The organism is Leptospira licerasiae serovar Varillal str. VAR 010 (assembly GCF_000244755.1).
In the GTDB taxonomy this organism is placed as follows: Bacteria; Spirochaetota; Leptospiria; order Leptospirales; family Leptospiraceae; genus Leptospira_B; species Leptospira_B licerasiae.
The window spans coordinates 289,619-315,950 of record NZ_AHOO02000011.1 but is presented as its reverse complement, the minus strand read 5'-3'; the positions used below and the strand labels follow the sequence as shown (position 1 = coordinate 315,950).

The window sequence follows — 26,332 nt, the reverse complement described above, 5'->3', positions numbered from 1 at the left end:
TCTGACAACATTCTGTTTTATGCCGCCTCTTTTGGGAAATTTTCGTGTTTTTCCAAGGCTCTTTTGCGGATTTCTTCGATGAGTTTGTCTGCGAGCATTTCCGCGAGAGCGGATATTTTTTCTTGGTTGATCGAGTTTCTATGTTCGGTTTTCATTGGCGCCTCCTTGTGGTCCGTATATAAAAATACAGCGGGCCCCGGACAAATTGGGCGGGCAGAAAAGTACAAAACCGGGAAAATTCCCGACTGTCTCGACCGATAAATAGAAAAATGGCAAGGGCCACCTGGCACGAATGGAATTGGATTATAAAACCCGGCTCGAGGAAATCGAGAAGGTAGAAGGTTATTTTCGTAGGTCTCCGGAAGGTATTTGGTCCTACGAGTTGGATTCTCCTTTAGATACCACTCTTCCTATTGAGGAACAGTGTAGATTGATCTATGAGAACGCAAGACTTACACATTGCAACGATACCATGGCCAGGATCTATGGATATCATAATGCGGAAGAGATCAAAGGTATTCTGTTAAAGGATCTTGTTGGACCGATTAACAAGATGAATATGTTCGGAATCAACGAATTCATTCGCTTGGGTTACAAGATACACGACAGCGAATCCGAAGAAGTCGATCTAAGAGGAAAACGTAAATATTTTTTAAGCACTGCCTTGGGCGTGGTGGAGGATGGATTTTTGCTTCGCGCTTGGGGAGTGCAGAAGGACGTAACCTCCATTCGTGCGGCCGAGTCCAGGCTCAAGAGAACAATCGCATTAGAAAGTTTGCTCACTCAGCTTTCCAGATATTTTTTGAGCGTAGAACCCGGGAACACGACCGAAGCAGTGAACCATGCATTGGGTGAACTTGGGAAATTCTGCGGAGCGGATAGAGCATTTTTGTTTTTATACACTCATGCAGGCCTGACCATCTCTAACACGAATGAATGGTGTGCGGATGGAATTGAACATAGGATCCATCTATTACAAAATCTTCCAATAGAAACATTTCCTAAATCCGATTACGATACAATCAGCAACAAAGGCCATATCGTTTATGATTCTTTGGATAATGTTCCTTCTACACATGCTTCCTTAAGAAATCTTTTGGAAAGAAGAGGGACTCGTTCCTTAGTTGTGGTCGGTCTTTCTTCTCGTGACGAAGAGCTTGGTTTTATAGGATTCGATTCCGTTAAAGAGCGAAAACTTTGGACGGAAGAGGATATTTATATTCTAAGGTTAGTGGGTGACTTGATCGTTCTGGCGTTCGATAGACAAAAAAGAGAATCCGATCTGAACGATTTTTACGAAAGAATGAACCATGATCTGGAACTGGCACGACTCACCCAAAGATCTTTGGTTTCCAGAGAATTTCCTAGTTCACCTTTTTATAAAATGGATAGTTATTTCCGTCCTTTTGAAAAAGTGGGAGGGGATATCATAACATATATCCAACATGAGAACGGCGTTCTGGATATTTTATTCGGAGACGTTTCCGGTCATGGGATCTCTTCCGCAATGATTTCCGGAATGGCCGTACTTTCCTTTAGGCATCATGCGAAAGCAGGTCTTTCTCCTGCAGAAGGTATCCAACAATTTGTAAAAGATCTAAAACCTATGGTGGTAGAACATCATATCGCCGCAGTATGGGCCAGATTTTTTCCTTTAGAAAAGAAGTTAGTCTATTCTTATGCGGGCCATCCTCCTATCGTTCTGTTTAGAGGAGAGGAAAAGATAGAGCTGAAAGGTATGAATCTCCCTCTTTTGATCTTCGATTCTATAGAATATTTTAATGAGTCTGTTAAATTACAAAAAGATGATAGGATCGTATTTTACTCGGACGGAATGTACGAAGTGTTTAACGCGGAAGGCAGGATCTTGGATCTTCCCGGATTCCAAGAAATTCTTCTCCAGCATAGAGATCTTGTGAATTTAGATGAATATTTGGACCAAGTCGTCTCGGAAGTATTCCAATTTTCGGAAGGAGTGTTCGGGGACGATATGGCAATGTTAGTTATTGATATTAACGGTTGAGGATCCTATATTCGAGGGAACTACCAAAATTCAAAGGATCTTTAAGCTCCGAAACTATCTTGACCCTTGGGTTCTTAGCGACTTCCTGCTTTCGCTTGAGGTTTCTTTTATCATTCTATAACCTTTTTCTTTCTGCCTAATAAAAATACTCCTGAAAGAACGATAATCGTTCCGATTACATTTTCCCAAGTGATGATCTCACCCAAAAGAATTGCGGCCAAAAACAATGTAAATACTGGGCCGACACTTCCCGCTATGGACGCTTTATTGGAACCTATTCTTTGTATTCCTGCCGTAGTTAAGAATGCAGGCACAACTGTGGTTAAAAATCCTAAAGCAAATCCGTATCCGTAAACCTGCCATGGTTGGTGTATTAGGATTTTATAATTTTTCGTGAAGAAAAAATGGATAAGTACGAAAACTCCCGACCAGATCATCAAAAGTGCGGTGAATTTTCGAGATCCCAATTTAGGGATCATCTGCCCGCTTCCTATGAGATAAATCGCATAGGCCAATGCGGAAAGAAAAACTAAGGTCGCACCGATCCATGCGGATTTTCCTTGTGTCTCTGCATCCGGTAAAAATGCCAATAGTATACCTGAGTATGTGAGAGCCACGGAGTAGATCTCGATCTTGTGAACCTTCTTTTTTAAAAATAAAAAACCCAAAAGAAGTACGAGCGCAGGGAATGTGAATAATACGAGTCTCTCCATAGAGGCGGATAAGTATTCCAATCCCCAAAAATCGAAAAAACTGGCCATATAATAACCGATAAAAGCTAACAAAACTACTATCCCATAATCTTTTTGCGAGATCGGCTTACTTGAGTTTTTAGTAGATTCTCGGTATAGAACGAATGCAAAGAATGGAATTGCAAATATCATTCTGAGCGCCAAAACTGTGACCGAGTCTATTCCAAATTTATAAACTAGTTTTACGAGTACTCCTTTGGAGGAGAATAAAACTGTGCCACCCAAAGCGTATAGATAACCCAAGGTTTCTTCGCTGAATCCTAATAAAAAATGTTCTTTGGCCTTCTCGGAAGTTTGGCTCATTCTTCCAAGTTTCTATAAGCCTGATTTGATTAAAGTAGGAATCTAATAAGTGGAGTGGATTGTATGTTTAACGTCCTAAAAAGAAATAATTTAACTGTTTTCTGGAAGTGATAAATCCTCCTCCTGGGTAAGTGGCAGGGAAAAAAGAATCTCCTGCGATATCTGAGGTCGCTTTTAGATCTTTAATCTGTCCGTAACATTCCGAAAGATAGAATGCATGTCCACATCCTAATAGATGGTATCCTTCGTGAACCATTGTATTGGAAGCTCCGCCCACGAGTAAATGTCCAAGAGAAGCAGTATGTGCTAAAACAAATCCTCTGCTTCCGGTCGGACCGTCCACTGCTCCTAAAACTTCGAATGTGGGGATGAAGAATAATACCAATATATAGGAGGCGAATTCGTACGCGATATCCGAAAGTCTGACTCCCGCTAAGGCTAGTATACGATCACAACCATCCGGCAATTCCGCCTTATAGAGTTCTTCCATGATCGCTTTGCCTGTCCAACCGGGCCTTTTCCAATCTTTTACTTGAGCGACTTTTGCCTGTAGATTATAGAGTATCAATTCTTCATTCCAAGAATTGAATAGATAGTCCATTCTTTCTGTGGAAACGTTTTCGTCTTTCCACACGCATACTCGTATGAATTTCATTTTTCCGTATTCATAGGTATCTCTCACCGAAGTTCGATGAAATCCTACAGTCGTACAAGAGGCTAATAAGAATAGAAGAAGGAAACGAATATGTCGCATGTTTGCAATTCTTTAGAACCTTAGAAAAACTCCGTGGAAAAGCAAGGACTTTCGTTCGATACTAATAGAGGAAGCTTGTGTTAGCACAGTCAAAGTTTTAAGTGATGAAGTCAGTAAAATCAAAGAATAAAAAGCAGGCGAAGAAGGTTCCTTCCCATAACAGATCTTCTTCTCCTTTATTCCTACTTTTAGTAGGGATCCCGTTCTGTTTATTCCTGATTAGTGCGATGTTCGGTAGCATATTAAAATTAGATCGAGTTAGTTCGGAGTCCGCATTTGAGAATAGATTGAATCCGATCGAAAAAGCCTGGAGAGGGCTAAGATTGAAAGTATATGCCTATGAATACGGTTCAGATTATCGCAATAAGATCCCCGAAAATGAGGGACGTGCCTTAGGTTTAATACGCGAATCCATTTTAGAATCCACTCTTCCAAGATATCTTTTTCTCTTTCTGGCGGTCGCTGTACCATTTTACTTTTTTGTAAGGTTGTTCAAAGACAAACCCAAGAAGAAGGCACTATGGCCGGTGGCTGTAACTGCAGGCCCTAAGGTAAGAAAAACTTCTACACTTCACCCAAAAAAAATCGGACAGAATTAAAATAGATTTGATTACGATATTATGGAGTATTGAACATGTCGTATGCTTCCAAGTATACGATATTCGAATTTTTGTAAAATTATTACCCTAATCGGTATAACCGCATTACTTCTGCAGAACTGTACTTTAGATAAAAGAATAGAATTTGCGGCAGAAGATAAGTTAGGCTTAGAAACCGGAAGTAAACCTTGCGAGGAATTAACGCATTACAATCGTTGGTTCGCTATTTACGGTCTTTGGCGTATCCCCGGTTCTAGGGATACTGAAATAGAAAAAAAAGAAGGTAAGGTCTACTTCGCGGAACATTCCGTAAATTGGTGGCAGGCAAGTTTGAACGTGCTCACCGGTTTTTTCACTACCATAGTGTTCTATAATGTAAAAGTTAACGAATGTGATCTTGGAACCAGATTTGTCCATCGAGATCAATATGAGAAATTTTTCGAAGAAGAAAGAACGAAGGCTCATTCAGAATTCTTTTCCAAAACGGAAAGAGAATTAGAAGATGCTCTACGTAAGTATTTGGATAAGACAAACCCTGCGGAACATGCCGGTAAAAACTATAGCATGATCATTTTGAGGACTGGTAAAACCACCGAAGCTAGAGTGGTGGGCCAGGACGTGGATACTATTAAACTGGAAACGGAAGATGCAAACGGGCAAAAGCACGAGTTTACTCTTTTGAAAAAGGAAGTATATAAGGTGATCTTTGCCACTAAGATTATCAAGGTAAAAGATACTCCTCCAGTAAAAGAATCCGGTAAAGAGACAGGCAAAGAAAAACATTAATTCTGCTAACGTATCCCTTCTTCTAGGGATACGTATTCTCATTTTAGTCAATAAATTTGATTAGCTCAAAAATCCTACTTGTCTATAAGCTCGATATTCGCTTATCATACTTGCTAAGAGAATTCTCCTATGTCATTCTATCGTCCTCTATTCGGATCTATATTTTATAAATTTATAATGTTTTTACTCTTTGTGCAGATCCTGAATTGTGGATTGGCTCTAGGATACCAAGCCGAAGAGGAAGCTGCTCGGGCCTCTGAAGATAATAATAACAATTCGATGTTGGCTACCTTAGGTTTGTTAAGCGGGAATTCGGGCGATTTACTTAGTTTTTCTCCTTCTCCATTGACGTTTTCCGCCTCAACTGGAAAAGCAGCGTATGATATTACTGTTCATTACTGGCCTGGTTCAGGCACGGGGGAGTTACGTCTCGATCTGGTCTGGAATGGGATAATGTCTTGCGCTCCGCAAGAAGGAGTTTTCGCTGTATATGATTACGACCAGTACCCTTTGACTTTTGCAGATGTTTCTTTTAACTGTTTTATTACCGGAACGGGGGAAGTATCGCATTATGTGGATACGGCCATCGGATCCGGACTTCCGAGTGTAGGAACTAACCTCGGAAATTTAAGTGTAACCGTAACCCCATAATCCGGGTTCCGAGAGAATTATCTCGCCACTCCGAAACAAACTGCCATCATATCTCCTTGGTCAAATTTTTTGACCGCCCAATCCGCAAACTTTTTAGAAGTTTTATAGAAGATCCCGGATCCTTTTTTGGCAGTGAGACCGCTCCCGTAAGAAATATGGCCGAGTGGAATATAACCCAATTCGTTCCCTAAAGAAATAATGCCAGGTAAGCTATAATAATAAAGATGTTCCGGAACGTTTAAATACCTCCACTTGGGTCCTAGATATTTTGCAAGAACTCCGTATCTACATGTGGAAAGGATCATTCTTCCGCCGGGTTTTAAGTGTTTTAGGATTTTCTGAAGTGTTTCCTTTGGCTGATGAAGATGTTCTATGCTTGCCCAAAGAGTGATCAGATCGAATTTTTCTTTTCCGTCTAGGTCCCAGGTCAGGAAATCTTTTTGCTCCACATCCAAACCCAAAGTTTCTTTTGCAAAGCGGACAGGGCCGCTTGCAATATCCAAACCTTTAGTTTTCCAATTTCTGCTTTTTAAATAATCTAAAAAATAGCCTGCGGCACAACCCACATCTAATGCGGATCTTTCGGAGCCTAACATCCTTTCCCAATCAAAGAAGCCTAGGTCCTTTAGATTTAAATTGAATACTCTTGCGATCTCCTTTTTAGTCTCTTCGGAATAATAATTGTCATAACCTCTGTCTGTCCTTTGAGTGAAGTAAGAATCTTCATAATATTTGGAAACTTCTTCCAAGCTGGGTTGAGGATTGACCTGAACTAATTTACATTTTTTGCATTCTACTATTTGGAAAATTTCTCCTTTAGGACTGGCCTTAGAGAAGAGAGGAGTGAATTCAAAATTAGAGCAAGTATTACAAGGGACAGATTGCATGTTATAAGGATCGGTGGTTTTCCTGATTTAGGACATAAAATGAGGATCTTATTGTATAAAAATTTTCTTGCTTCCTATTTTAATCGAACCAATTTGTAAATCGCTCCTATGAAAACGAAATTTTGCACATTCAAAATTCGGTTTCGGTTTATTCTATTGTTCCTGCTCTTTGTCTTCTCTCTACCTTCTTGCGGGGTTTATCTTCTGTTTGATGATGAGAACGGTTATTTTGCCGAGGAAAAAAAGGACCATTTTGACAAGATGGGGATCTTAGGACTTCTTCAGGCTAATAACAATTCGGTCCCGATCGTATTTTCTTCCAATGAGTTTACCACTCCCACTTGGGGACCCGCTAGTTATTCGATTTCTATAGGTAGCGTACCTTCTTCTTGGCCGGCGCAAAACTTTCAGTTTAATGTTTTTGTCCAAGTCACTTGTAATAATGTCGTGGTAACTTCGATCAATGAGATTCAAGGGACTTCAAGTGCTGCACAAACCTTTTCTTCTCCTGACTATTCCGGTATACAAATGCAGATAAACGGTAATACTGCGGATGCGGATTGTGAGTCCTCAGGATATTGCGATATCACCCATAGTGTACATAATCCCATTCCTCAGTTATTAAGCCAGGGTCAGTATTTAGGAACCGTTAGAGCGCACTTTCCGGCTACTTGTTCTTTTTAAAGCTTGCTTTTCGATCAATTTATAATTAAACAGAGAGTATGCGAACTTCTCTTTGCCTTAGAAATAAATTTATAACGAGTTTTATATTCCTTATGCTCATCATCCATAACGTAAGTTGTGGACTTGTACTTACAGGGACCGATGTGGGTAAAGAGTTCTTAGGTCTGTCAGAAGAAGATAAAAAGGATCCTGAGAAGCAAGCCGCAGTTATATTATCAGTGCTCGGAGTAGTTTCGAGTCCTTATCTTTTACAATTTAACCCTCCTGTTTTGACCTTAGCGGAAAGTATATCCGGTTCTTATACCGTTTCTATCAAAGCTCCTATCCCTTCTGAATGGAGTGGAAACGGGGAATCAGTTCTACAAGCCGGATTGAACTATATAAATTGTCCTCCTCAGAGCGATGATAATCCTTCTTCGGTGGTATTTTCCGGTTCATCAAATTATTCTGCTCAGCAAAGTTTTGCCAGATTTTTAGAGCCGGGTAGCTGCGTGATTGAATTTTTTGCAGCAAGCTATAGTTCCGATATGGATTTTGCTGAAGGTGAGACTATAGGAATTCTTCCGGTGATCGTAAATCCTAATGCAGTGATCACAGCCTCCGTTCCGGATTAATCTAAGGTAAAAACCGCTTTGCCAGGGACAGGGTTTCTAAAATCCTTCCCCTATGTATAGAATCCTTGTATTGTCCTCTCTTTTAGGACTCTCTCTTTTATTTTCCCAATGCCAACCGATCGAATCAGTAGAACCTGAAACTTTGAAGATCAAAGCGGTGGGAGATTTGGTCATGGGAACCAATTATCCGGAGAATAAACTTCCTTCCGATCCCAGAAACACTTTGTTCTCTCAGGTGGAACCAAGTTTGAGAGGGGCAGATATACTATTTGCGAATTTTGAAAGTACTCTGACTGATTATCCTCATTGTGCTAAAAATATCAATCGCCCTCTTATATTCGCATTCAGGACTCCTCCATCATATGCAAAAATCCTAAAGGATGTAGGATTCGATATAGTTTCCATTGCGAATAACCATAGTTTGGATTTTCACCAACAAGGTTTCGAAGATACAGGTAAAAATCTTTCCGAAGCTGGAGTTAGATACACCGGAAAAAAAGGCGCGATCACTTATATGAACGTAAAAGGAATTTCTGTCGCCTGGATCGGATTCAGCCATATGGAGAGCGCTCATAACCATGTGAATCATATTGAAGAAGGTGTCGCTCTCGTAAAAGAAGCTAAGAAAAAAGCACAATTGGTATTCATTTCCGTTCATGGTGGAGCCGAAGGCGGACCCGCTTTACACGTAAAGAACGAACAAGAAAGATTTTACGGAGAATATAGAGGAAACCTAGTCGCGCTTTCTCACGCTCTGATTGACGCAGGCGCAGACTTATTCATAGGACACGGTCCTCATTTGCCTAGAGCATTTGAATTATATAAAGGAAAATTGATCGCTTATTCTTTAGGAAACTTTTTAGGATATAGAGTATTCTCCACGAAAGGATACGGCGGTTATTCTTTGGTCTTGGAAGCAGACTTAGACAAACAAGGGAATTTTATAAAGGGTAAGATCCATCCATTGCAGTTAAGTCAAAACGGTATTCCTGCTCCCGATCCGGAGGCAAAAACTACGGAACTGATCCAGTCTTTGACTAAATCCGATTTTCCAGGCAAAGGACCGAAAATCCAATTAGATGGAAGTTTTTATCCATAAAAAGATGAGGGCAGCCATGTAGGAATTCCTACAAATTTGGCCCTTATTTTTAATTGTAAATTTTACGATTTTCTGATATAGGGAAAACAGCTTCTCCCACGAACCCGCCTCCACCACCCAAAACAAGGGTGGGGCCGTTTCCCCCAACAATGTGGGAATTCCCACATAGGGGTCACATCCAAAAATAAAAAAGCCGACTCAGGAACTCCTGCATCGGCTTTTTTACTTAATAAAACCTTAATGTTGATTACTGGGTTTTGCCTGCGGGTTCCAGAGCTCCTGCTGGAGCTTTGAAGTTGATCTCATAAATATCGTAATGAGAATCTCTCCATCCTGTTACGTATGCTACGGAAACTCCTAAGAAATATCTAAGTCCGAACTTAAGGGCGTTGGTGGCAAAAGTCGCGATCTCTTCGTCGGTGATAGAGAATGGATGCACTTTATTTCTGGTCTCATCCAGGTATAAACCTTCCCAGGTTCCAATCATAGTTCCTTTATATTCTAAACTTAGAATACGACCGGTAACGGAAAAATTTCGTTTTCCTCCTGTTTTAGTTTTACTTACGATCTTATCAGGCAAACCTTTTGGAAGTGATCTTTCTTGGAGTTGAGCTCCTACTATTTCGTAATCGGAAGACAATGCAATAGGTTCGAATCTGTGGATCCTATATTGGACTAAAATTTCCTGATTTAAATTTTTGCTTAAGAAGTTAACCACGTCAGCGTTCTCGGGACGTACGCTGAATTCGATTTTTTGTTTTGCCGGAACAAAACATTCGTCCTTCATTTCGTCGCAAGCTTCTGAATCGTTTATAGTATAAACTTCTAAAAGACCTTCATAGGATTCGAAAACGATCCCTCTGCTTTCGAATTGGATCAATTTTGCAACCGTCCAGCCCTCGGAATATGTTCCGGCTGCGGACAAGGATGAGGTAGTTAAAAGAAAGATCCCTAATAAAAGAAATCTTAAGGATGGAATTCGTTTCATTCGAGTTCGGTGCTCCCTGTTATGTAAGTAGCCCCGCAAGAAAATCCTTTTGGGCTACGAATTCGTGAATCCTTTCCGGTTTTTATCTTACATCAAGAAAATATTTCTTTCTGAATTTGAAAAATCAGCCTGCTACATCGATAAATCCCTCCGTGATCTCAGCGTTCTTTGTGATACCAAAAATGCACAAACAAGTTTCGCACAGAGCTTAGGGAGCACACAGAGTTATAATTTACGAGACCCGCCAGGGATGCGTAGGGCGCGAAGCGTCCCGGAGGGACTAGCCCGGAGCAGCCCGGTCTTGCGTTAGCAAGAGGCGGCCAAACCTTTTTCAGATTGCTCCGCCTGATCGGGTTGGGAACCTGGTCTTGCAAGTAGATCCGAAAAGGGAATCCGGTGAAAATCCGGAGCTGTACCCGCAGCTGTAATCGCCTAAACGGTCGGACAAAACCACTGTCGAAAGACGGGAAGGGTCCGAACCTTCGCGTAAGTCAGAAAACCTATCGGAGCTGCTTTCAATTCTCTGGCTTTCGGGAGTTAAGGCCTCAATGTACAAAAGACCCAAACGATTCGGCAAAATTCTTCATCTAGGGCTCTTCTTATTTTCAGTCCAAATTTTTTCCCAAGAGACTCAGAAGTCGGAAAGCTCCACAGTAAAAGTGGTCGGAAAGACTAGTTCTAATTCTCAGCCGGAAAATTTCAGAAAAAATCCGACAGGTTTTCAGACTTCCATCGATTTGGATCAATACAATGCACGTTATACGAATCTTCCGGATGTTTTGGAAAGAGAAGTCGGAGTCAGGATCAGAAGATACGGAGGTCTTGGTTCTTATTCCACTCTTTCTCTTAGAGGGACAAATCCGAATCAAACTAGGATCTTTATAGACGGTGTCCCTTTTAATAATGCACAAGGGGGAGAAGTAAACCTTGCAGATCTTCCTTTCGATAATTTGCAAAGTATAGAAGTATATCGAAGTGGAGCTCCTGTCGGATTTTCCGGATCAGCGATCGGTGGAAGTGTGAATTTGGTTACAAGGACAGGATCGGGGCCTCCTAAAACTCGAGTGAATATAGGAGCGGGAAGTTTTAATACTGGAAAGGGTAGCATAACGCATACGGGGACTTACGGCGGGATTGGAGCAAGTGTATTCTTACTTGGGGAAAAATCGGACCAAAACTTTTCTTTTCTTAATAATCACGGGACTGTACTCGTAAATCCTTTTGATGATACGATAGACAGAAGAAGGAACGCGGAATACGAGAGAACTTCCGGGATGATCGGTCTAAGCGGAGATATCGGAGCGACCAAGATCAAATTTTGGAACGATTTGAATTACAGGTTTCATGGAATTCCAGGACCTGCAAGTAACCAGACCCAGCAAGTTCATCGCAGATATCTTAGAAATACTTCTTCACTCGGAACGGATACTAAAGGTTTGTTCGACGGTTTGTTGAGATTGGAAACTCGGACCTTCACTTCGTTTACGAACGACGATCTATTCGATCCTAAATCTGAATTTTCCAAAGGAACTCCTAACTCTAGTGCTTATATGGGTCAGTCGGGGTTCCAGGTTACTCCTACTCTTTATTTATTAGAATATTATCAAATTTTAAAATTTCATGCAGGGATAGAAAGGGAAACTTTCGAAAGATCCAGAAGTACTCCTCAAAATATAGATCTAAAATATGAGCCTGGAAAAACAAGGACATATACTACATTTCAAGTAGAGGACGAGTTCCGGTTTTTGGATGGAAAGTTAGTTTTGACTCCTGGGGTTTCTTGGGATTCTTATAGGGATAAATTCCAATCGGACGAACCATGGTATAGAAAACAGGATCCGTTTGCTTCCGCGGTAAAGACAACCGAGTTTTCGAATCCTAAGGCGGGGCTTCTCTGGAGGTTTTGGGAAAAGGAAAATTATTCTTTGGAATTCAAATCCAATATCGCAAGACAATATCGAATTCCGAGTTTTTTGGAACTATTCGGAGAAGTTGGTACAATCATCGCTAACGATTCTCTTAAACCGGAGAGAAGCGAGAACGGGGACGCGGGGATAACCGGAAGGTACAAAAACGGAGAACTCAAATCCAATATTACGGTTTCTTATTTTAGAAAGAGGATCAAGGACATGATCTTATTCATTCCGAATTCTCAGTTCACCTTGAGACCTGAAAATGTGGACTCCGCGCGGATCGACGGAGCCGAGGTTTCTCATAAGACCGAATATAAAGGTTGGAAGTTTCTATTGGAATATACGTACCAAGAAGCGATTAATACTTCTCCTGCACCTTATCTGAACGGTAAATATCTTCCTCTCCGACCTAAACATGAGATCTCTGGGACGATTGCGTATAGAGGAAAAACATGGGAACTTGGGTTTGAAGGTGTATATGTAGGAGCCGTTTTTAAGGATAGGACCAACGAGTATGTAAATTACCAACCGGCCCGTCAGATCTGGAACGCATACCTTACTCTAGTACTATATACTTCTCCGGAAGAAGAAGATCCTACCAAAAAAGGGGAAAAGACTCCTAAAGAACTGCTCCTAAGCATAGATCTTAGGAATATGGGAGATAAAAGAGTGGAGGATATTGTAGGATATCCTCTGCCGGGAAGAAATTGGTTTATCACATTGAGCGGTAGGTTTTAAGATGAGATCTATATCACGTATCGTTCTTCCCTGCTTAATTATCTTTTTTTCTTTCTGCGGAGATATAGAAAGGCCGCCTTTATATACTTTATTTTTAACTCCGAATCTTCCGAATAACATCGGAGTTGTTACCACCGATTTCGCGAGCGGAGGAAGGTTTAAGGTATTAAATCCGGAACTTTTACTCTCTTATCCTGGGTTGACGCCTATCCATTCGGATGCGGTTGCAAGATTCGGGAACGGTAAAGTATATATTCTAAATCGTTTAAATAGGGACAGCGTCCAAGTTTTAGATCCGGATTTCGGGTTCCAAACTATTTCGGAATGGTCGATGGGCTCCGGAACCAATCCTACGGACATTGCGATCGTAGGTCAAAATAAGGCCTATGTATCGCTTTATGGATCTAGAATATTAACGATTATTCATCCTTTAACCGGGGCTAATCTCGGACAGATCGATCTGGGAGGATACTCCGAACCGAGCGCTATCCCCGATAATCTTCCTGAAATGTCAGGAATGCAGATCGTCGGAACCAGTCTTTTTGTAGTATTACAAAGATTGGATCGAAATGATCCGAGCGGATATTTTCCTCCCGGGCCTTGGGGATCTCTTTTACTGGAAATAGATACTGTAACCGATTCTATTATTTCTACTTATACGTTTCCCGTCCCGAATCCGGTAGGCAAACCTCAGATGTTGGAACTTTTCGGAGAGACGCACTTGGTTTTCGCAGCAGCAAATAGAATGGGTTTTTTAAGCCAGATCGACGGTGGAGTAATCGCATTTAGGCTTTCTTCCCGGACTTTTCGCTCCGGCTTTTTGTTTCCGGAAACCGCCGCCGGTGGGGATATTCTTGGAGTGCAGATCAAAGACGAACAACTAGGTTACGCGAGCGTTCTCGATGCTTCCTTTAATAAAACATTACAAGTATTTAATCCAAGCACAGGTCAGAAACTGGCAAGTTTACTTTTTATCCCTTCTTCTTATGACGCGAGCCTGACAACGATCTTGCTTGCGGATGACGAAATATTGTATGTTTCCAATACGGAGTTCACTCAACCCGGAGTAAGCATGTTCGATACCAGGGACAATCGGCTCTTGACCCCCACTCCTGTTTCTGTGGATCTCCAACCTTTCGACCTGATACAGCTCAAAGAATAATTCCAATAGAATTCTTTGGCATCGAGTCGAAACCGGATTGACAAAGCCATGAAAGAATGGATGATCCTTCGTTGTTTTTCGGAGGCCTTTCCTTGAATTCCGATATGTTCCAAATGATCGCTACAGGTCATAAAGCCCAAGTTATCTATTCATTGAGGGAAAATCCGGGTCTAGCCTCCAAACAAAACCCGGAAGGGATCACTCCCGTATTATTCGCTCTCTACTATGGCAAAGAAGATATAGTAAATTCTTATATTGCCTTAGGAATTCCGCTCAATTTATTTGAAGCGGCCGCTTTGGGAGATGAGGCACGTGTCAAAGAACTCGTAGATTCTAATCCAAATATCGTTCATTCCTATAGTCCCGACGGTTGGACTCCGTTACATTTGGCCTCCCATTTCGGAAGACTTTCCATCATCCAATATTTGTTGGATAAAGGAGCGGACATACACGCTAAATCCAAAAGTAAATTATCTATCGGTAATACTGCATTACATTCCGCTGTTGCTTCTTGGAGAGCCGACGCTGTTGCCTTGCTGTTAGAGAACGGCGCAGACCCTAATTTTACGCAAGAGGGAGGATTTTCTCCGCTTCATATCGCAGCTTCGAGGCATGGAAATGAACAGATTGTTTCCTTATTAATAAAGAAGGGAGCGGATCCTGATCTAAAAACGGAAGATGGAAAAACTGCCAGAGATATTGCAGCGGAGAGAGGAGTTCCGTTTAGCGCTTAGATTTTTTCGGGGTTGAAACTATTATATTCGTTTTTGAGTTCTTAAAGATTATAGAAAAAATCTTATACTTATCTAATTTTTCTGAAGATCCGGAATAAGACAGCAATTTGTACTCCTAAAAATAAATAGACCCAGTAAAAGTTATTCTCATTTAAATTCTCTTTCGAGCGCTCTTTTCTTTCCGTTTCCAGCTCGATTTTTAGTTTTTCAATTTCTATGCGAAGAAGATTCATGCTAAGAGTTAAGTCCTCGATACCTTTGTAGGATGCGTTAGTTGTTATGGAATTGTTCCTAAATTGCGAGGATGACCTTTTGTAGGAAAGTATAGGTTTTTCTAATTCTGCAAGTTCCTTGCGGATACTTTCATTTAAAGGCCATTTCTCATAGGCTTTTTGTAAGTATTCCTTTGCTTTTGAAAAATTCCCTCTTTTCCTTTCTTCTCTGCCAAGTCCGATCCAAGATTGGGTTAACATAAATTCCGCCTTGGAGTTAGAAGGATCGGATTCTAAAATGGAATTTGCTAATAATTCCGCTTCTTCAAATTGTTCGGACCCTAATAGAATGTTTCCTTCTTGCATCCATTTATCCTCTAAACGAACTTCTTCCGAAAGTAGGAATAATGGAAAGACGATCAGAATAGAGAGAGTCGATATTCCAAAAATTGCGGATTTTCGAAAAATTGATCTCATCTGTCGATCCGAATCGCTTTATGAGAGTATCTCCTTCTTGGTATAGACAATGAATGAGTCGTCCATGCAGAACCTAGCGGACTTCCTGAATCCAATGAATACACCGTACTTTCCGGAATATTAATGGAGGAGGCTCCACCAAAAGAAAAAATCTTTCTGGTCTCGTAAGAGATTTGGACTGCAGGAAAATATAAAGAAGCCGGTAAGCTCGGACCCAAAGAAAAAGACGATGCACCCAATTGATAAAACTCGGTTCTATTCGTAGGAACAATCGAAGTAGCTGGTTGGAACACATTTCCGGAACCTGTAGAACCTCCTACCACCGCGAAGTAAACTCCGTCTGCCGGAAAAGGATCCGACGAAGAAGGTAAAATACAAACTCCTCCAGCTCCGTGTTTGGATTCTCCTAAACTAGGTTCGCTAAAAGAAGTAGTAGTATTTGCAGAAGCAGCAAATCCATCCGTGCTTGAGTTTGCACTTCCGCTATTGTATGTCCTACCTCCTGTATAAAAAATAACTCCGTTGATTGAACAGCCTGACATGTCCACTCTGCTAAAGATCGTAGAGGCGGAAGAAAAAGAGATCCATTGGCCGTTTGTTCCGAGTTCCGGATAGAACTTTAGAATTGTGTTAAATACTGGTCCGTTTGTCATATCGCTGGAGTTCGAACCGGAAAGAATATAGATCTCGTCTCCTATGGAACCTGCCACTGCTCCGATCGAGCCGGACGGCAAAGAAGTTTTGGTCTCCCATAGGTCCGCGTAAGGATCGTACACTTCTACTTTGGAGGAAGAAACATAAATTCCGGAAATATTTTCCATTCCACCGATCACATATATTTTATTTTTATGATGAATAATCGAAGCGAATATCCTCGGGCTTGGGATATTCGTAACAGAAGAATACCAAATGTCAGTTACAGGATCGAATAGATCTACCTCTTTGACCGGAAGGCCGTCGTTCCCGATCCCTCCTAAGATCCAAATCCCTCTGGTTTTGGGTGGATCGTTCGAGATCCAAGTGGTAAATTCTAAGATGCTTCCTTCTTCTATCTTTTGAGATCCACAGGTTAAGATTGCTCTGTAGGAAGTATTTGCGTTTAAGTTTTTCCATTCCGAAAAATGAGTTTTAGAAGAGTTTGCGCTCGGAAACATCCCATCACTCGTATACATTATACCTTTTGCGGTTTTCGAGCAATTCCAAGAGAGAACTGCAGAGTTGGGACCTAGTTTGGCTACAAATGCAAATTCCGCTCTGGCTGATTCTTCTCCCAAAATTTCAGAAAGACCGGAAGCCGCGCAGAAACAAAGCTGAAAGAATAAATAGAAAAATATAAAAACGAAAAGTATTCTTTTCATATTGCAAACCCCCATGAAAATCGCAGGCCGGATCTGCAAAAATTGGAACCTTCTTCTATGCTACATTGAGAACGAATTCCTATCCGGATGGAAGACCTGGATTCTGTTTGCCAATTCCACCCGAATTCAAAAATCAAATCAGGATTAACGGCAGAGTTCTTTTCGTCACCACTTCGGATAAGATTACTGAAACCGGCGCCTAATAACCAATAGGGAGAAGAATATCCATAATATTTTCCTATATAGGCGGATTGGCTCCATACATCCAAGTTTCCGTTCTTTCCCTTTCCAAAAGAAACTTCGGAAGAAATTCCGTAGAACCAAAACTTGGAGTTTGTATCCCTTTCTAAAAACGCACCTCCTCCATAAGTAATCGGAAATGCTTGGTCCCAAGCGCCCCAGGAATAATATCCTGATCCGAAAATCCCTAATCTCCATTCTCTTTGTTTAGAAGTTTCTAATAGATATTGTTCTGGAAGAATTGGCGGTTCGGAGCTGAGTTCTTCAAAATTTTGAGAGAGAATTTTGCTTTTGTCCAATTCAGCAAAGCCAAGTTCGGTTTTTAAGACGAGCTTATTCTCTTTCTTTTCGATCAAGATCCCTTTGAGTTGGGTTCCGTCCGTTAGCTTGAATTCAGAATAACGATAAGATGAATCCGGTCCCTTCTTCCTGGGATCTATACGTTGGAGTTCCGACCTTGGGATCTTATACTTTTTTTCTTTCCAAGAAAGGAGAATATACTCCGGCTCTTCCGAAATTTCGCCAGCAATGAAAGCGTCTCCATTCTTGAATAATATTTCGGAAGCAAAAAGATGAAAAGGAAAGAGTAGGATCCCGTAGAAAATGAAGGCAAAATTTTTTGACATAAAAACGTATTTCGGAGGAAGAGGGCCAAAGAAAAATTCGTATCTTCCTTATTTGGATGGGATGTGACTTCTTCGAGTAAAAAGAAAGAAAATTATTTTGAATTCTTATAAAATATCCCAATTTAGTATATTTTAAATATTGTATGTTCCTTTAGTGATCTTTTAATTTTACGTAAAATAGACAGATCCCCTCGGAATTCAGATTCCAGATTCAGAAATAAGAGATAACGGTGAATTCCAATTCCGGATATTTGAAAAAAGAATGTAGGGATTGTGACTTAAATATCCTAAAATGGGATATTTGTGTTTGACATCGGAAATTTTAAACATCTTAGTGCTCTTAGAAATAAAAAATCGCCTTTAGGTGACCCGCTCACAGCTCGGCTAATTCCTAACCGGAACAAAATTCCGGGAATTTACAGAAGGATTGGCAAGCTAATGTTTAGAACCGGAAGATATTATGTAATTCTTATATTTTGTAGTGCGATTCTACTTTTAGCTTGGAATCCTTTACGCCCGATCTATTCCTTTTTCTCTACAATCTTAGGATTAGAGACTGAAATACCTCTTCCGTTTCCGGACGTTAGTGTAAATTCCTATGGTAAGCCTGGGTTTTCGCTTTCTATCCAGGTTCCGCCTGGAACAGGAGATGTTGTTCCTTCGATCAATATTCAATATTCGGGCTCCAGTTCTGGGATCTTGGGGAAGGGTTGGTCCTTGGGCGGATTTTCTCAGATCTCAAAAAATCCGAATTTGGGAGTTCATTTTGTTTCGTCTGACGGCTATACTTCTTCTCAATTTGGTGAGATGATCTCGGATACGAGTGGAAATTATAGATTCAAATACGAAAGTTTTTCTAAAGCGGAGTTCGATGGTTCCGTTTGGAAGGTCAGAGATAAAAGCGGGATCATTTACGAATACGGCAAAAATTTCTCCGGAGGTTCCAATTCCAGATTGGATTCAGATGGAGTGCCTATCGCTTTTTACTTGGATAAGGTTAGGGATAGATTCGGGAACGGTTATGATATTCGATACGATGCGGAGAATTTACAATCGGCCGATGTTTTGCCGAAAGAGGTATTGTACGCGAGAGGAAATGCGCGAATACTCTTCTTTTATGAGGATCGCTCCGAGAGATTCGGGGAAAAAGTTTTCTCTCTGACCAAACCTTTATCTCATACGAAAATATTAGAGAAAATTGAAGTTTATGCGAAGGATACTTCCGGTTCCGAGAACTTAAGCGAACTTTATGAATTCGATTATGATACAGTAGACGGTGAGATTTTTCTTTCTTCCTTTCATCGTAAGAACTATAAACCGATCGTATTTTCCTATTCGGGCCGATCTAATCAGGCCCAGTATGTAAGTTCATCCGGAAAGACATTCCAAAATTCTTATAGAGCTTTTGACCCGAGTGTAAAGTCCGCTTGCGAGACTACTGCGGCATTCTGTGCTTGTACTGCGGATTGGGGCTGTATTGTTGCAAGTAAATACAGTGCTCCTTCTCTTTGCCAAATCGGGATCCAGAATTACCAGGATATTTGTACGAACGGAGTAGAAATGTCTTTTGCTGTCCCGGCTGATGTGGATGGGGATGGAAGTCCTGAGATGGTTCGCGTCTTGGGAAATATGGATAACCAAAAATTTTCGGTCTCTAAACTTTCCTCCTGGGATACTGAAAACTTAGATCCGATATCTGTCGGCGGGGAATCCAGGGGAAATCCGATCGGTGTTACTACCGAAGGTAAAATTTTTCCGGGAGATTTTAATGGGGACGGTAAAACTGATTTTTTGGTGCTAAGATCAAACGGCTCCAAGGGGATCGTATATTACGGCCCCGATCTAAATTCAGAAGAATACTCAGAGCTGATCGCTGAGAATCTCCAGCAAAGTAAGCCCTACCATTTTTTGGCAGACGTAAATGGAGACGGTAGGACCGATTTTTTACAGGCAAAAACCTCTACCAATATCCAGATCTATATTTCTACAGGTTCAGGTTTCCAAAAATCACAATTATTGAATATTACAGATCCTGGAAATTCTTTCCAAGGTTTTGTGGATATGGATAAGAATGGGATCCCGGATCTGCTTAGGATAAGCGGTTCTTCGGATCCAAGACTAATCTTAACATTCTACGATTTTAAAAATGGTAATTTGGTAGAATTGGAAGAAACTGAAATTTCCAGATCTTCGTTCGGGAATGATGGAGACCAATTTGTTTCGGATCTAAATGGAGATGGCTATCCGGATTTTGCATTTTTTTCGGGAGCTACCGGCCAAGGGACCATTCACTATTATCCTTTCGATGGCAGAAAGTTTAGGACGAACGGAGCCGGCGCTTACCAAACGGTTGGTGTAAACGGAGCTTACGCTTCCAAACAAAAACAAAGTTCTTCTAGTTCCAGCCAAGCCTATGTTGAAATTGATCTTACCGGGGACGGGATCAAGGATAAGGTTACTTATCATTATTCCGATCTTACAAATCCATATTTTACGATAGAAGTGTATGACTCTTCTTTATCCGATTATCTTCCCGGTTTTTCTGTTTATTGGAATCAGGATTTTACTCAGGACTTAAACGGGGACGGGGTCCCGGATATTCTGCGCGCAAATGTCAGCACAACGGAGGAGCCCGATAATGAGGATGCGGATGCTCTTCCTCAAACGGTAACTGTTCGGAATTTTTCAGTCAATATTACGAATATTACATATTATGAAACTTCTATCGATCTGAAAGATTATCTTCCTTCTACGAACATCTCCGGAACTTCCTCCGATAATGCCTACTTCAATTGGAGAAACAGAAAAGAATTCATAGACCTAAACGGAGACGGAAGAGCGGATTTCGTCCGATATGATTCTGCGGAATCTAAATTGGTTGTTTCTTATTCCAAAACGGATTCGAACGGGAACCTGTTTTATTCTGCCGACGGAGATGAGTCTTGGGTGACCGGAGGATACTTACTTCCTTTGGATATTAATGGGGACGGTAAACCCGAACTTCTTGGTTTGAATGGAGATAAAAAACCTCTGCAGTATTCTGTAGCTTCCAGTATTCCATTTGTAAACACTGTAGGATATAGACAGTTCCCTTATGAGTCAAATTTAGAATTACATCTACTGAGATTTCGTCCCGAAGTCCCTGCAGGACTTTTGACTAAGATAGAAAACGGTTCCTACGTATCGGATGGAAATGTAAGCGTTCAGTTAGAGTATTCTCTTTCCAAAAATCATCCGACAGCAAATGGGCTTGGTTTATACGATTCTAGCCATCCTGAAATTCTTCCTTTAGTATTTCCGGATTTTCTGACTGTCAAACTTTCTCAAAAGGCAGGTTCTTCGATCCTTGGAGAAAACTCGTATAAGTATTTCTTTTCTAGATTTTATAGAGGTGGATTTAGAAATTCAGGATATTTAGGATTCCAAAAGATAGAAGAGAAGAATACAATCTCAAATAACCTTACGGAAACTAAATACGATTCGCCATTTTTAGAGGCCGTTGGAATTCCCACAGCGCAATCCAAATTTAAAAACGGGCTCAAAGTTTCGGAATCTTATAAAAATTTGCAAAAATCTTTTTCCCCAAGCGGAGGGATTCAGATCTTAGAAACGGATAGTTTGGAAAATGTGTATCGTGGAGGACAAATATTCCAATCTTCTACAGTAACCAAAACTTATGATCCTTACGGGAATATCGCTCGAAAAGATACGAGTATCAACGGGGTCACTGCCAGCGAAAAAGTGATCTACCTGAACGACTGGAACGAGGGTGTATTAGGAAAGCCTACGGATATCCAGGTGTTAAAGAACGGAGAATTGGTTTCTCATAGAATAATCGAATATTCTAATTTTCAAATATCCGCGGTAAAAGAGGAGATGAGTCCGGGTGTTTGGAAGACGGAAGCCATCCAAGCTTACGACTCTTACGGAAATCCGAGCCTTGTAAAAGAGTCTAACGGCAATTTGATCAGTATAGAATACGATAATATACTACATAAATTCCCGCTTAAAACGACCAATGGATTCGGTCAGGTTACCTTAAAAGCCTATGATCTTGCTACCGGTTTGGAATTATCCGACACGGACGAAAACGGGGGAATTTCCAGAACGGAATACGATTCTCAGGGAAGGCCGTTAAAAAGTTATCTCCCTGGGGAAAGTGAGTGGTCTGAAAAAATCGAATATGAAAACACCAGGGATCTAGAGAATCAGCTTGTCCGAAAAATCTTCCGACGTAGTAATGGTGAGACTTGGCAGGAAGATTTGAGTAATAATATTACTAATATCTCTAAAAGAAGGAGTAGCCTGGTAAACGGATACGTTCTAGTGGAGGAGACCCACCGGAATCTGGAGGGGCAGGTTACCCGGAAAATTGATCCGTATTTGGAAGGATCCAATCCTTTCTCCTGGACGGATTATATTTACGATGCAGAGGGCAATCAAATCCGGAGCGAAAGGAACGATGGAACAGTAATCGAATCCGAAACTGCCGGTTTGATCTTTAAAACAAGGGAACTTCTTAATGGAAATCTAATTAAAGAAACCGTTGAGGAGAAAAATGAATTAGGTCAGTTGATCTCCTCTACACAACAGGGAAGGGCCACACATTATTCTTATGACTCTGCCGGCAGGATTTCGGAGATTGTCGATCCGGAAAACGGGACCACTTATATAGAGACTGACTTCGCAGGAAGAAAGACTAAGGTTGTAAATCCGGATTCAGGCAAGATAGAATATGAATACGATCCAAACTCTGGAAAGTTATCCAAACAAAAATACCAGAACGGTTCGAGCATCCAATATTCTTACGATGGCTTAGGTAGAGTGTCTCAAGTCAGAGGAGATTCTCCTGAAACCGGGACGGTATATTATACATACGAATATGATGATCCAGAAAAAGAGAATGGGATCGGAAGACTAACCAAGGTTACGGATCCGCTTGGAACGACAGAGTTCGGATATGATCTCAGAGGAAATCAGAACCTGGTAGTAAAAAAGCTAACGGGAGAAGATCTAGAATTCGTAATACGCAAAAAATACAATCTTCAAAATCAGATAGAGGAGACCGTTTATCCGGACGGAAGTATTGCAAAAAATTTATATTCAGAAGCTGGATTTCTTTCAGCGATCACTTTAACTCCGGGAGATGGGAGTGGTTCAGATTTTCCGATCGTTCAATACCGCGGACCAATCATAGAAGATGGGGAACTTAAGATCCAGAGACAATTGGGGAACGGTGTTCGAACGGATATATATTATGATTTAATAAAACGAAGACCTATTAGATTCGTTTCCATTAAAGATACTGAAATTTACCAAAGTATAGAGTATAATTACGATCAATTCGGGAATTACCTCTCAATTTTAGACAAAAAGAATCCGGTTAGGACCCAAAACTTTCAGTATGATTCTGCCAACAGGTTGGTGGCAGCTTCCGGAGTATATGGAACGGAAGAATATACATATTCCGATTCCGGAAAATTACTCCAAAAAGGTAGTTTGTCCTATTCTTATGAAAATCCTTCTCATAAGAATGCGGTCACAAAGGTAGCAGGACAAAATCAATCCTACCAATATTCCTATGACGGATCCGGAAATATCATCTCCAGGAATGGGGAAAATTTCCGTTACGATCCTTTCCAAAAGTTAAAAGAGATCCGAACGGAAGATCAGGATAGTATCAGATTCGATTACGATTTTTCCGGAACTAGGATATTAAAAACAAAATCCAGCGATTCCAGTAAGACAATTAGTTTAGGTGGATTGTATGAAGTCTCTATCTCTCCGGGGAAATCTCCACAGCATACTTTGTATTTCCGAGGAAACTCAGGAGATCTTGTGGCGCAATGGACCAGAACTGATGCCGTGCTTGTAAATTACCAGGGAGATAGTATTTCTTCCGCGACTTCCGGAATGGAAACTACTTGGAAGAATTTAGCATGGGCAGCAAAAGATAACTCGATCCGAGGGATTAAATATCTATTCTTAGTTCCCGGAATTAATTTAGGATTTTTGTATATAACGATCCTATTGGGTTTTGGATTCGGGCTACTTTCCTTTAGAGAAGGAGTTTGGAGATCCATCTTAAAGTTTACCTCTCCGATACTGATCGTTTCTTTTTCTAACTGTTCCGTTTTGATACCGGGTGGTGACGGAAATCCTCCTTGGTTAGTTCCGCCTCAATTCGATCCCAATACTCCGAATGTGAGTAGTCCTTATGAACCTGGAGGGCCAGGTTCCGGAGCAGGTCTTCCCGTTGGCGGATTCTTATTCCTTCATCCCGACCATTTAGGTTCAATCACGATGGCAACGGATGGAAACGGAAATAGGATTGCGGGCGGAGATCAGGGAGGAGCATCACATATTTCTTATAAACCGTATGGAGAGATACAAAGAAATGATTCCTCCGGTCCTGATGTGTTCCGTTACAAATACAACGGACAGGAAGAAGATAGGGAAACAGGTCTTTATTACTTCAAAGCAAGATATTATGATCCGCTCATTGGGCGATTTTTACAAGCTGATTCTGTCATGGATACATCAAGGCCGATGGGAATGGACCTATATATGTATACCGAGGGAAATCCAGTCAGATATACGGACCCAAGTGGGAACAGTATTTTGAGTAGTTTTCTGGAAAGGAACGGTCTCGGATTTTTAAACTTTAATCTTTCTTTAAGTACCTTTTTTAGGAACGCATTTTATGTAAGTTCTCAACGTTGGAGTGACGCAGGGGCAGGAATTGCCATGGCCCTCAATCCTGTTGCAATGATCGGGACCGCTTTGGGAATAGGTGCGGTTGCTTCTATGGCGGCGGTTGCTACCATTACAACCGGACTTGGACTTGCGATCGGAGCTGGGATGCTCGCATTAGGAGCGGCAACGTTAGCGAGCGCTGCTGCGTTTACGATAGGGGCAACTGTCGCAGTTGTGGCGGCAGCCACAGGTGTTGCGGCTGCATCTATCGCCGCAGGCTTGGCCGCATCTGCGGCAGGAGCGGCGCTTCTTGTCGGTATGGGAGCATTAGCTGTGGTATCAGCTATAGTAACTACAGCTCTTGCAGTGGCGGTGGGAACCGCTCTACTTGTGAGCGCTCTCATACCTATTCTCGCCTTCACCGGATTAGGCGTTGGATTGGCGCTTGTAGGAACCACACTTTCTCCTTTTACTCTTCAGGCTTACGTTGCAGGCGGATATTCTAAATCAAGTTTCAATAATATACATTGGGATGAGAAGAATGCGAGAACTGCAGCATGTTACGCTGTTGCAGGACAGGTGGCAGCGGTAGGTGCATTCTTTGGGTTCTCGGGTTATACGGCAGTTGTAGGACAAATTCCTGTAATTGGTGACATTGTCGACGTAGCTGGCTATGCCTCCACAGCAAAGAGTGTCATTGAGCAGGATTGGGCATCCGCAGGCCCGGATGTTTTACAGTATGGTCTATATTTGTATGTGAAGAAGAGCGTTCCCTTCGGATTAGTTTTAAAAGCTGGAAATGCCGCTCACCAGACATGCGGAGGGACTTTGTGAATAAGTTTCCGCCAATTTTGAGTCTATGTTTTTTGGCCGGATGCATTAATTTATCCGGCTTAAATGAATATAGAGGAGGTTGGGTTCCAAAAGAGTTCCATCAAAATTTTCTGAAATTCAAAATTCAGAATTATAAAGAGAGAAAAAATTACGAACCAAACCGTTTTTTCTACAAGGTAAATCAATATTATTTTGTTATAAAATGGTTAGATCCGGATGTTTATTTTCCATACACCGAAAAGGATCGAATTCCCCGCTCTATCAATCCCCCCGAGAATTACTATAGAGGGAAAAATGATGGTCTTTCCCGTAACCAAATCAATCAATTTTTGCATGGAGATCGTAGGGATTACTTTGCTTACGACTGCGAGTATTGGATGCCGCTTTTGCCTGGAAAAAATCAATATAAAATTTTTATAAATGATGAGATAGACGGCAGGAGAGAGGGTGCCGAACTCGAATTCGATCTTCCGGAAGGGAATTCAGTTCGGATGAAAATAGTTCCTTTAATGCGCACTTTGGCATCCGATCCTATTCACATGCCAATAGGAGAACGTTCTAAAAATCCGGAACTTATTCGGAAAGGCTTTGAGGTCGAATTCACAATCGAAAAGAACCGTCCCGGAGAGCAAGAGCCTGTCTGTGATCTAGGGATCGAACCTTAATCATCTAAAAGCAATTAATTATAAAAGGTAAACGAAAAACAATGAAACGAATCTACATAACAATGCTGATCATCTTTTCTATTGCAGACTGTGTTGCAGTGGATACATTAGGATTCACTGATACATATAAAGGAGACGAAGCAAAGAAAAAGTTATTAGCCGCGGCAAAAATAGGGGATTATTTGACTGCGAATGCCTACTTTACAGACCAAGGTGAAACAGGATCTGAGCTGGAATCTCATGTACTTTCTCAGGTAATATTAGCATCCTTTATAGACGAGGCGGTCTTCAATTTAGATGGATCTAAATATTATAAAAAGAAGGATGTGGACAATTGCGCTCAAGTGATCCAATTTTTAGGAGTCGCATTGGATTATGATTCTTTTACTACTTACCTGACTAATCGAACTTGTCGTTTAAGTCCGAACGATATGTTCTTTGATAAGAATATAGGTAAAAGTTCGAATAGCGGAAATTAAAAAAAGTTATCTTGTCTACTTTGCGTTTCCGCTGCTCTGCGAGAGCCTGGCTCGAGCA

Annotated in this window: 21 protein-coding genes and 1 riboswitch; of the genes, 13 read left to right on the top strand and 8 right to left on the bottom strand. The window is 41.2% G+C overall.

All coding sequences use genetic code 11. The features are described from left to right. Positions 1-17: 17 nt before the first annotated feature. Positions 18-155, bottom strand: coding sequence for a hypothetical protein (locus LEP1GSC185_RS20050; RefSeq protein ID WP_008594787.1), 138 nt, complete (start codon positions 153-155; stop codon positions 18-20). Positions 156-292: 137 nt separating this feature from the next. Here LEP1GSC185_RS20050 and LEP1GSC185_RS13940 point away from each other — a divergent pair, with 137 nt between their 5' ends. Then, entirely contained in the window at positions 293-2,023 is a 1,731-nt protein-coding gene (locus LEP1GSC185_RS13940) for a GAF domain-containing SpoIIE family protein phosphatase (RefSeq protein WP_008594018.1), read from the top strand. 110 nt (positions 2,024-2,133) lie between these two features. Here LEP1GSC185_RS13940 and LEP1GSC185_RS13935 read toward each other — a convergent pair whose 3' ends face one another. Together LEP1GSC185_RS13935 and LEP1GSC185_RS13930 are read right to left on the bottom strand one after the other, a co-directional pair. Further along, on the bottom strand, positions 2,134-3,078 hold the full coding sequence (locus tag LEP1GSC185_RS13935) for a DMT family transporter (RefSeq protein WP_008594411.1): 945 nt from the start codon (positions 3,076-3,078) through the stop codon (positions 2,134-2,136). Between the two features lie 67 nt (positions 3,079-3,145). After that, positions 3,146-3,832: a hypothetical protein gene (locus LEP1GSC185_RS13930; protein ID WP_008593865.1), complete on the bottom strand. Its 687-nt coding sequence runs from the start codon at positions 3,830-3,832 to the stop codon at positions 3,146-3,148. 104 nt (positions 3,833-3,936) lie between these two features. On the opposite strand from LEP1GSC185_RS13930, the gene LEP1GSC185_RS13925 reads away from it, so the two are divergent. The 3 genes from LEP1GSC185_RS13925 to LEP1GSC185_RS13915 all read left to right on the top strand — a co-directional run bounded on the left by LEP1GSC185_RS13925 (position 3,937) and on the right by LEP1GSC185_RS13915 (position 5,868). Next, positions 3,937-4,431, top strand: a complete 495-nt coding sequence (locus LEP1GSC185_RS13925) for a hypothetical protein (RefSeq protein ID WP_008593874.1) — start codon at positions 3,937-3,939, stop codon at positions 4,429-4,431. A gap of 42 nt (positions 4,432-4,473) precedes the next feature. Next, entirely contained in the window at positions 4,474-5,217 is a 744-nt protein-coding gene (locus LEP1GSC185_RS13920; RefSeq protein ID WP_008593685.1) for an LIC_13076 family protein, read from the top strand. 129 nt (positions 5,218-5,346) lie between these two features. Continuing rightward, a complete protein-coding gene (locus LEP1GSC185_RS13915; RefSeq protein ID WP_008594748.1) occupies positions 5,347-5,868 on the top strand; it encodes a hypothetical protein in 522 nt (173 codons plus the stop codon). Between the two features lie 17 nt (positions 5,869-5,885). Here the strand turns inward: LEP1GSC185_RS13915 and LEP1GSC185_RS13910 are convergent, their stop codons facing one another. Beyond that, positions 5,886-6,755, bottom strand: a complete 870-nt coding sequence (locus LEP1GSC185_RS13910; RefSeq protein ID WP_008594086.1) for a class I SAM-dependent methyltransferase — start codon at positions 6,753-6,755, stop codon at positions 5,886-5,888. Positions 6,756-6,863: 108 nt separating this feature from the next. Here LEP1GSC185_RS13910 and LEP1GSC185_RS13905 point away from each other — a divergent pair, with 108 nt between their 5' ends. The 3 genes from LEP1GSC185_RS13905 (at position 6,864) to LEP1GSC185_RS13895 (ending at position 9,152) form a co-directional block, all read left to right on the top strand. Next, positions 6,864-7,439, top strand: coding sequence for a hypothetical protein (locus LEP1GSC185_RS13905; protein WP_008595151.1), 576 nt, complete (start codon positions 6,864-6,866; stop codon positions 7,437-7,439). A gap of 92 nt (positions 7,440-7,531) precedes the next feature. Beyond that, positions 7,532-8,053: a hypothetical protein gene (locus LEP1GSC185_RS13900; RefSeq protein ID WP_008595268.1), complete on the top strand. Its 522-nt coding sequence runs from the start codon at positions 7,532-7,534 to the stop codon at positions 8,051-8,053. A gap of 52 nt (positions 8,054-8,105) precedes the next feature. Continuing rightward, on the top strand, positions 8,106-9,152 hold the full coding sequence (locus LEP1GSC185_RS13895; RefSeq protein ID WP_024864021.1) for a CapA family protein: 1,047 nt from the start codon (positions 8,106-8,108) through the stop codon (positions 9,150-9,152). Positions 9,153-9,399: 247 nt separating this feature from the next. Here LEP1GSC185_RS13895 and lsa26 read toward each other — a convergent pair whose 3' ends face one another. Then, on the bottom strand, positions 9,400-10,140 hold the full coding sequence (lsa26, locus tag LEP1GSC185_RS13890; RefSeq protein ID WP_008595622.1) for a surface adhesion protein Lsa26: 741 nt from the start codon (positions 10,138-10,140) through the stop codon (positions 9,400-9,402). Positions 10,141-10,474: 334 nt separating this feature from the next. Then, positions 10,475-10,662: riboswitch (cobalamin riboswitch) on the top strand. A gap of 26 nt (positions 10,663-10,688) precedes the next feature. Between lsa26 and LEP1GSC185_RS13880 the strand changes: the two genes are divergently transcribed. The 3 genes from LEP1GSC185_RS13880 to LEP1GSC185_RS13870 are packed head-to-tail and all read left to right on the top strand — an operon-like array spanning position 10,689 to position 14,687. Continuing rightward, on the top strand, positions 10,689-12,791 hold the full coding sequence (locus LEP1GSC185_RS13880) for a TonB-dependent receptor (RefSeq protein WP_008594530.1): 2,103 nt from the start codon (positions 10,689-10,691) through the stop codon (positions 12,789-12,791). A gap of 1 nt (position 12,792) precedes the next feature. Then, entirely contained in the window at positions 12,793-13,953 is a 1,161-nt protein-coding gene (locus LEP1GSC185_RS13875; protein ID WP_008594202.1) for a YncE family protein, read from the top strand. Between the two features lie 56 nt (positions 13,954-14,009). Beyond that, on the top strand, positions 14,010-14,687 hold the full coding sequence (locus tag LEP1GSC185_RS13870; RefSeq protein WP_008597006.1) for an ankyrin repeat domain-containing protein: 678 nt from the start codon (positions 14,010-14,012) through the stop codon (positions 14,685-14,687). A 68-nt stretch (positions 14,688-14,755) separates the two neighbouring features. Here LEP1GSC185_RS13870 and LEP1GSC185_RS13865 read toward each other — a convergent pair whose 3' ends face one another. From LEP1GSC185_RS13865 to LEP1GSC185_RS13855, 3 genes are read right to left on the bottom strand one after another with little or no spacing between them, the layout of a single operon-like run. Beyond that, complete coding sequence (locus LEP1GSC185_RS13865; RefSeq protein ID WP_008594155.1) at positions 14,756-15,376, bottom strand: tetratricopeptide repeat protein; 621 nt, start codon at positions 15,374-15,376, stop codon at positions 14,756-14,758. Next, positions 15,373-16,734: a Kelch repeat-containing protein gene (locus LEP1GSC185_RS13860; RefSeq protein WP_008595274.1), complete on the bottom strand. Its 1,362-nt coding sequence runs from the start codon at positions 16,732-16,734 to the stop codon at positions 15,373-15,375. Before LEP1GSC185_RS13860 ends, LEP1GSC185_RS13865 begins: the two co-directional genes overlap by 4 nt. Then, positions 16,731-17,600 (bottom strand): LA_3334 family protein, encoded by an 870-nt coding sequence (locus LEP1GSC185_RS13855; RefSeq protein WP_008593901.1) that lies wholly within the window; start codon positions 17,598-17,600, stop codon positions 16,731-16,733. Before LEP1GSC185_RS13855 ends, LEP1GSC185_RS13860 begins: the two co-directional genes overlap by 4 nt. Positions 17,601-18,038: 438 nt before the next feature. Here LEP1GSC185_RS13855 and LEP1GSC185_RS13850 point away from each other — a divergent pair, with 438 nt between their 5' ends. The 3 genes from LEP1GSC185_RS13850 to LEP1GSC185_RS13840 are packed head-to-tail and all read left to right on the top strand — an operon-like array spanning position 18,039 to position 26,274. Further along, complete coding sequence (locus LEP1GSC185_RS13850) at positions 18,039-25,130, top strand: RHS repeat-associated core domain-containing protein (protein ID WP_008595027.1); 7,092 nt, start codon at positions 18,039-18,041, stop codon at positions 25,128-25,130. Then, positions 25,127-25,795 (top strand): hypothetical protein, encoded by a 669-nt coding sequence (locus LEP1GSC185_RS13845; protein WP_008593620.1) that lies wholly within the window; start codon positions 25,127-25,129, stop codon positions 25,793-25,795. The genes LEP1GSC185_RS13850 and LEP1GSC185_RS13845 overlap by 4 nt, the downstream gene beginning before the upstream one ends. Positions 25,796-25,836: 41 nt before the next feature. Continuing rightward, positions 25,837-26,274 carry a TIGR04452 family lipoprotein gene (locus tag LEP1GSC185_RS13840; RefSeq protein WP_024864023.1) on the top strand — a complete coding sequence of 146 codons (438 nt, stop codon included), beginning with the start codon at positions 25,837-25,839 and terminating at the stop codon, positions 26,272-26,274. Positions 26,275-26,332: the final 58 nt, after the last annotated feature.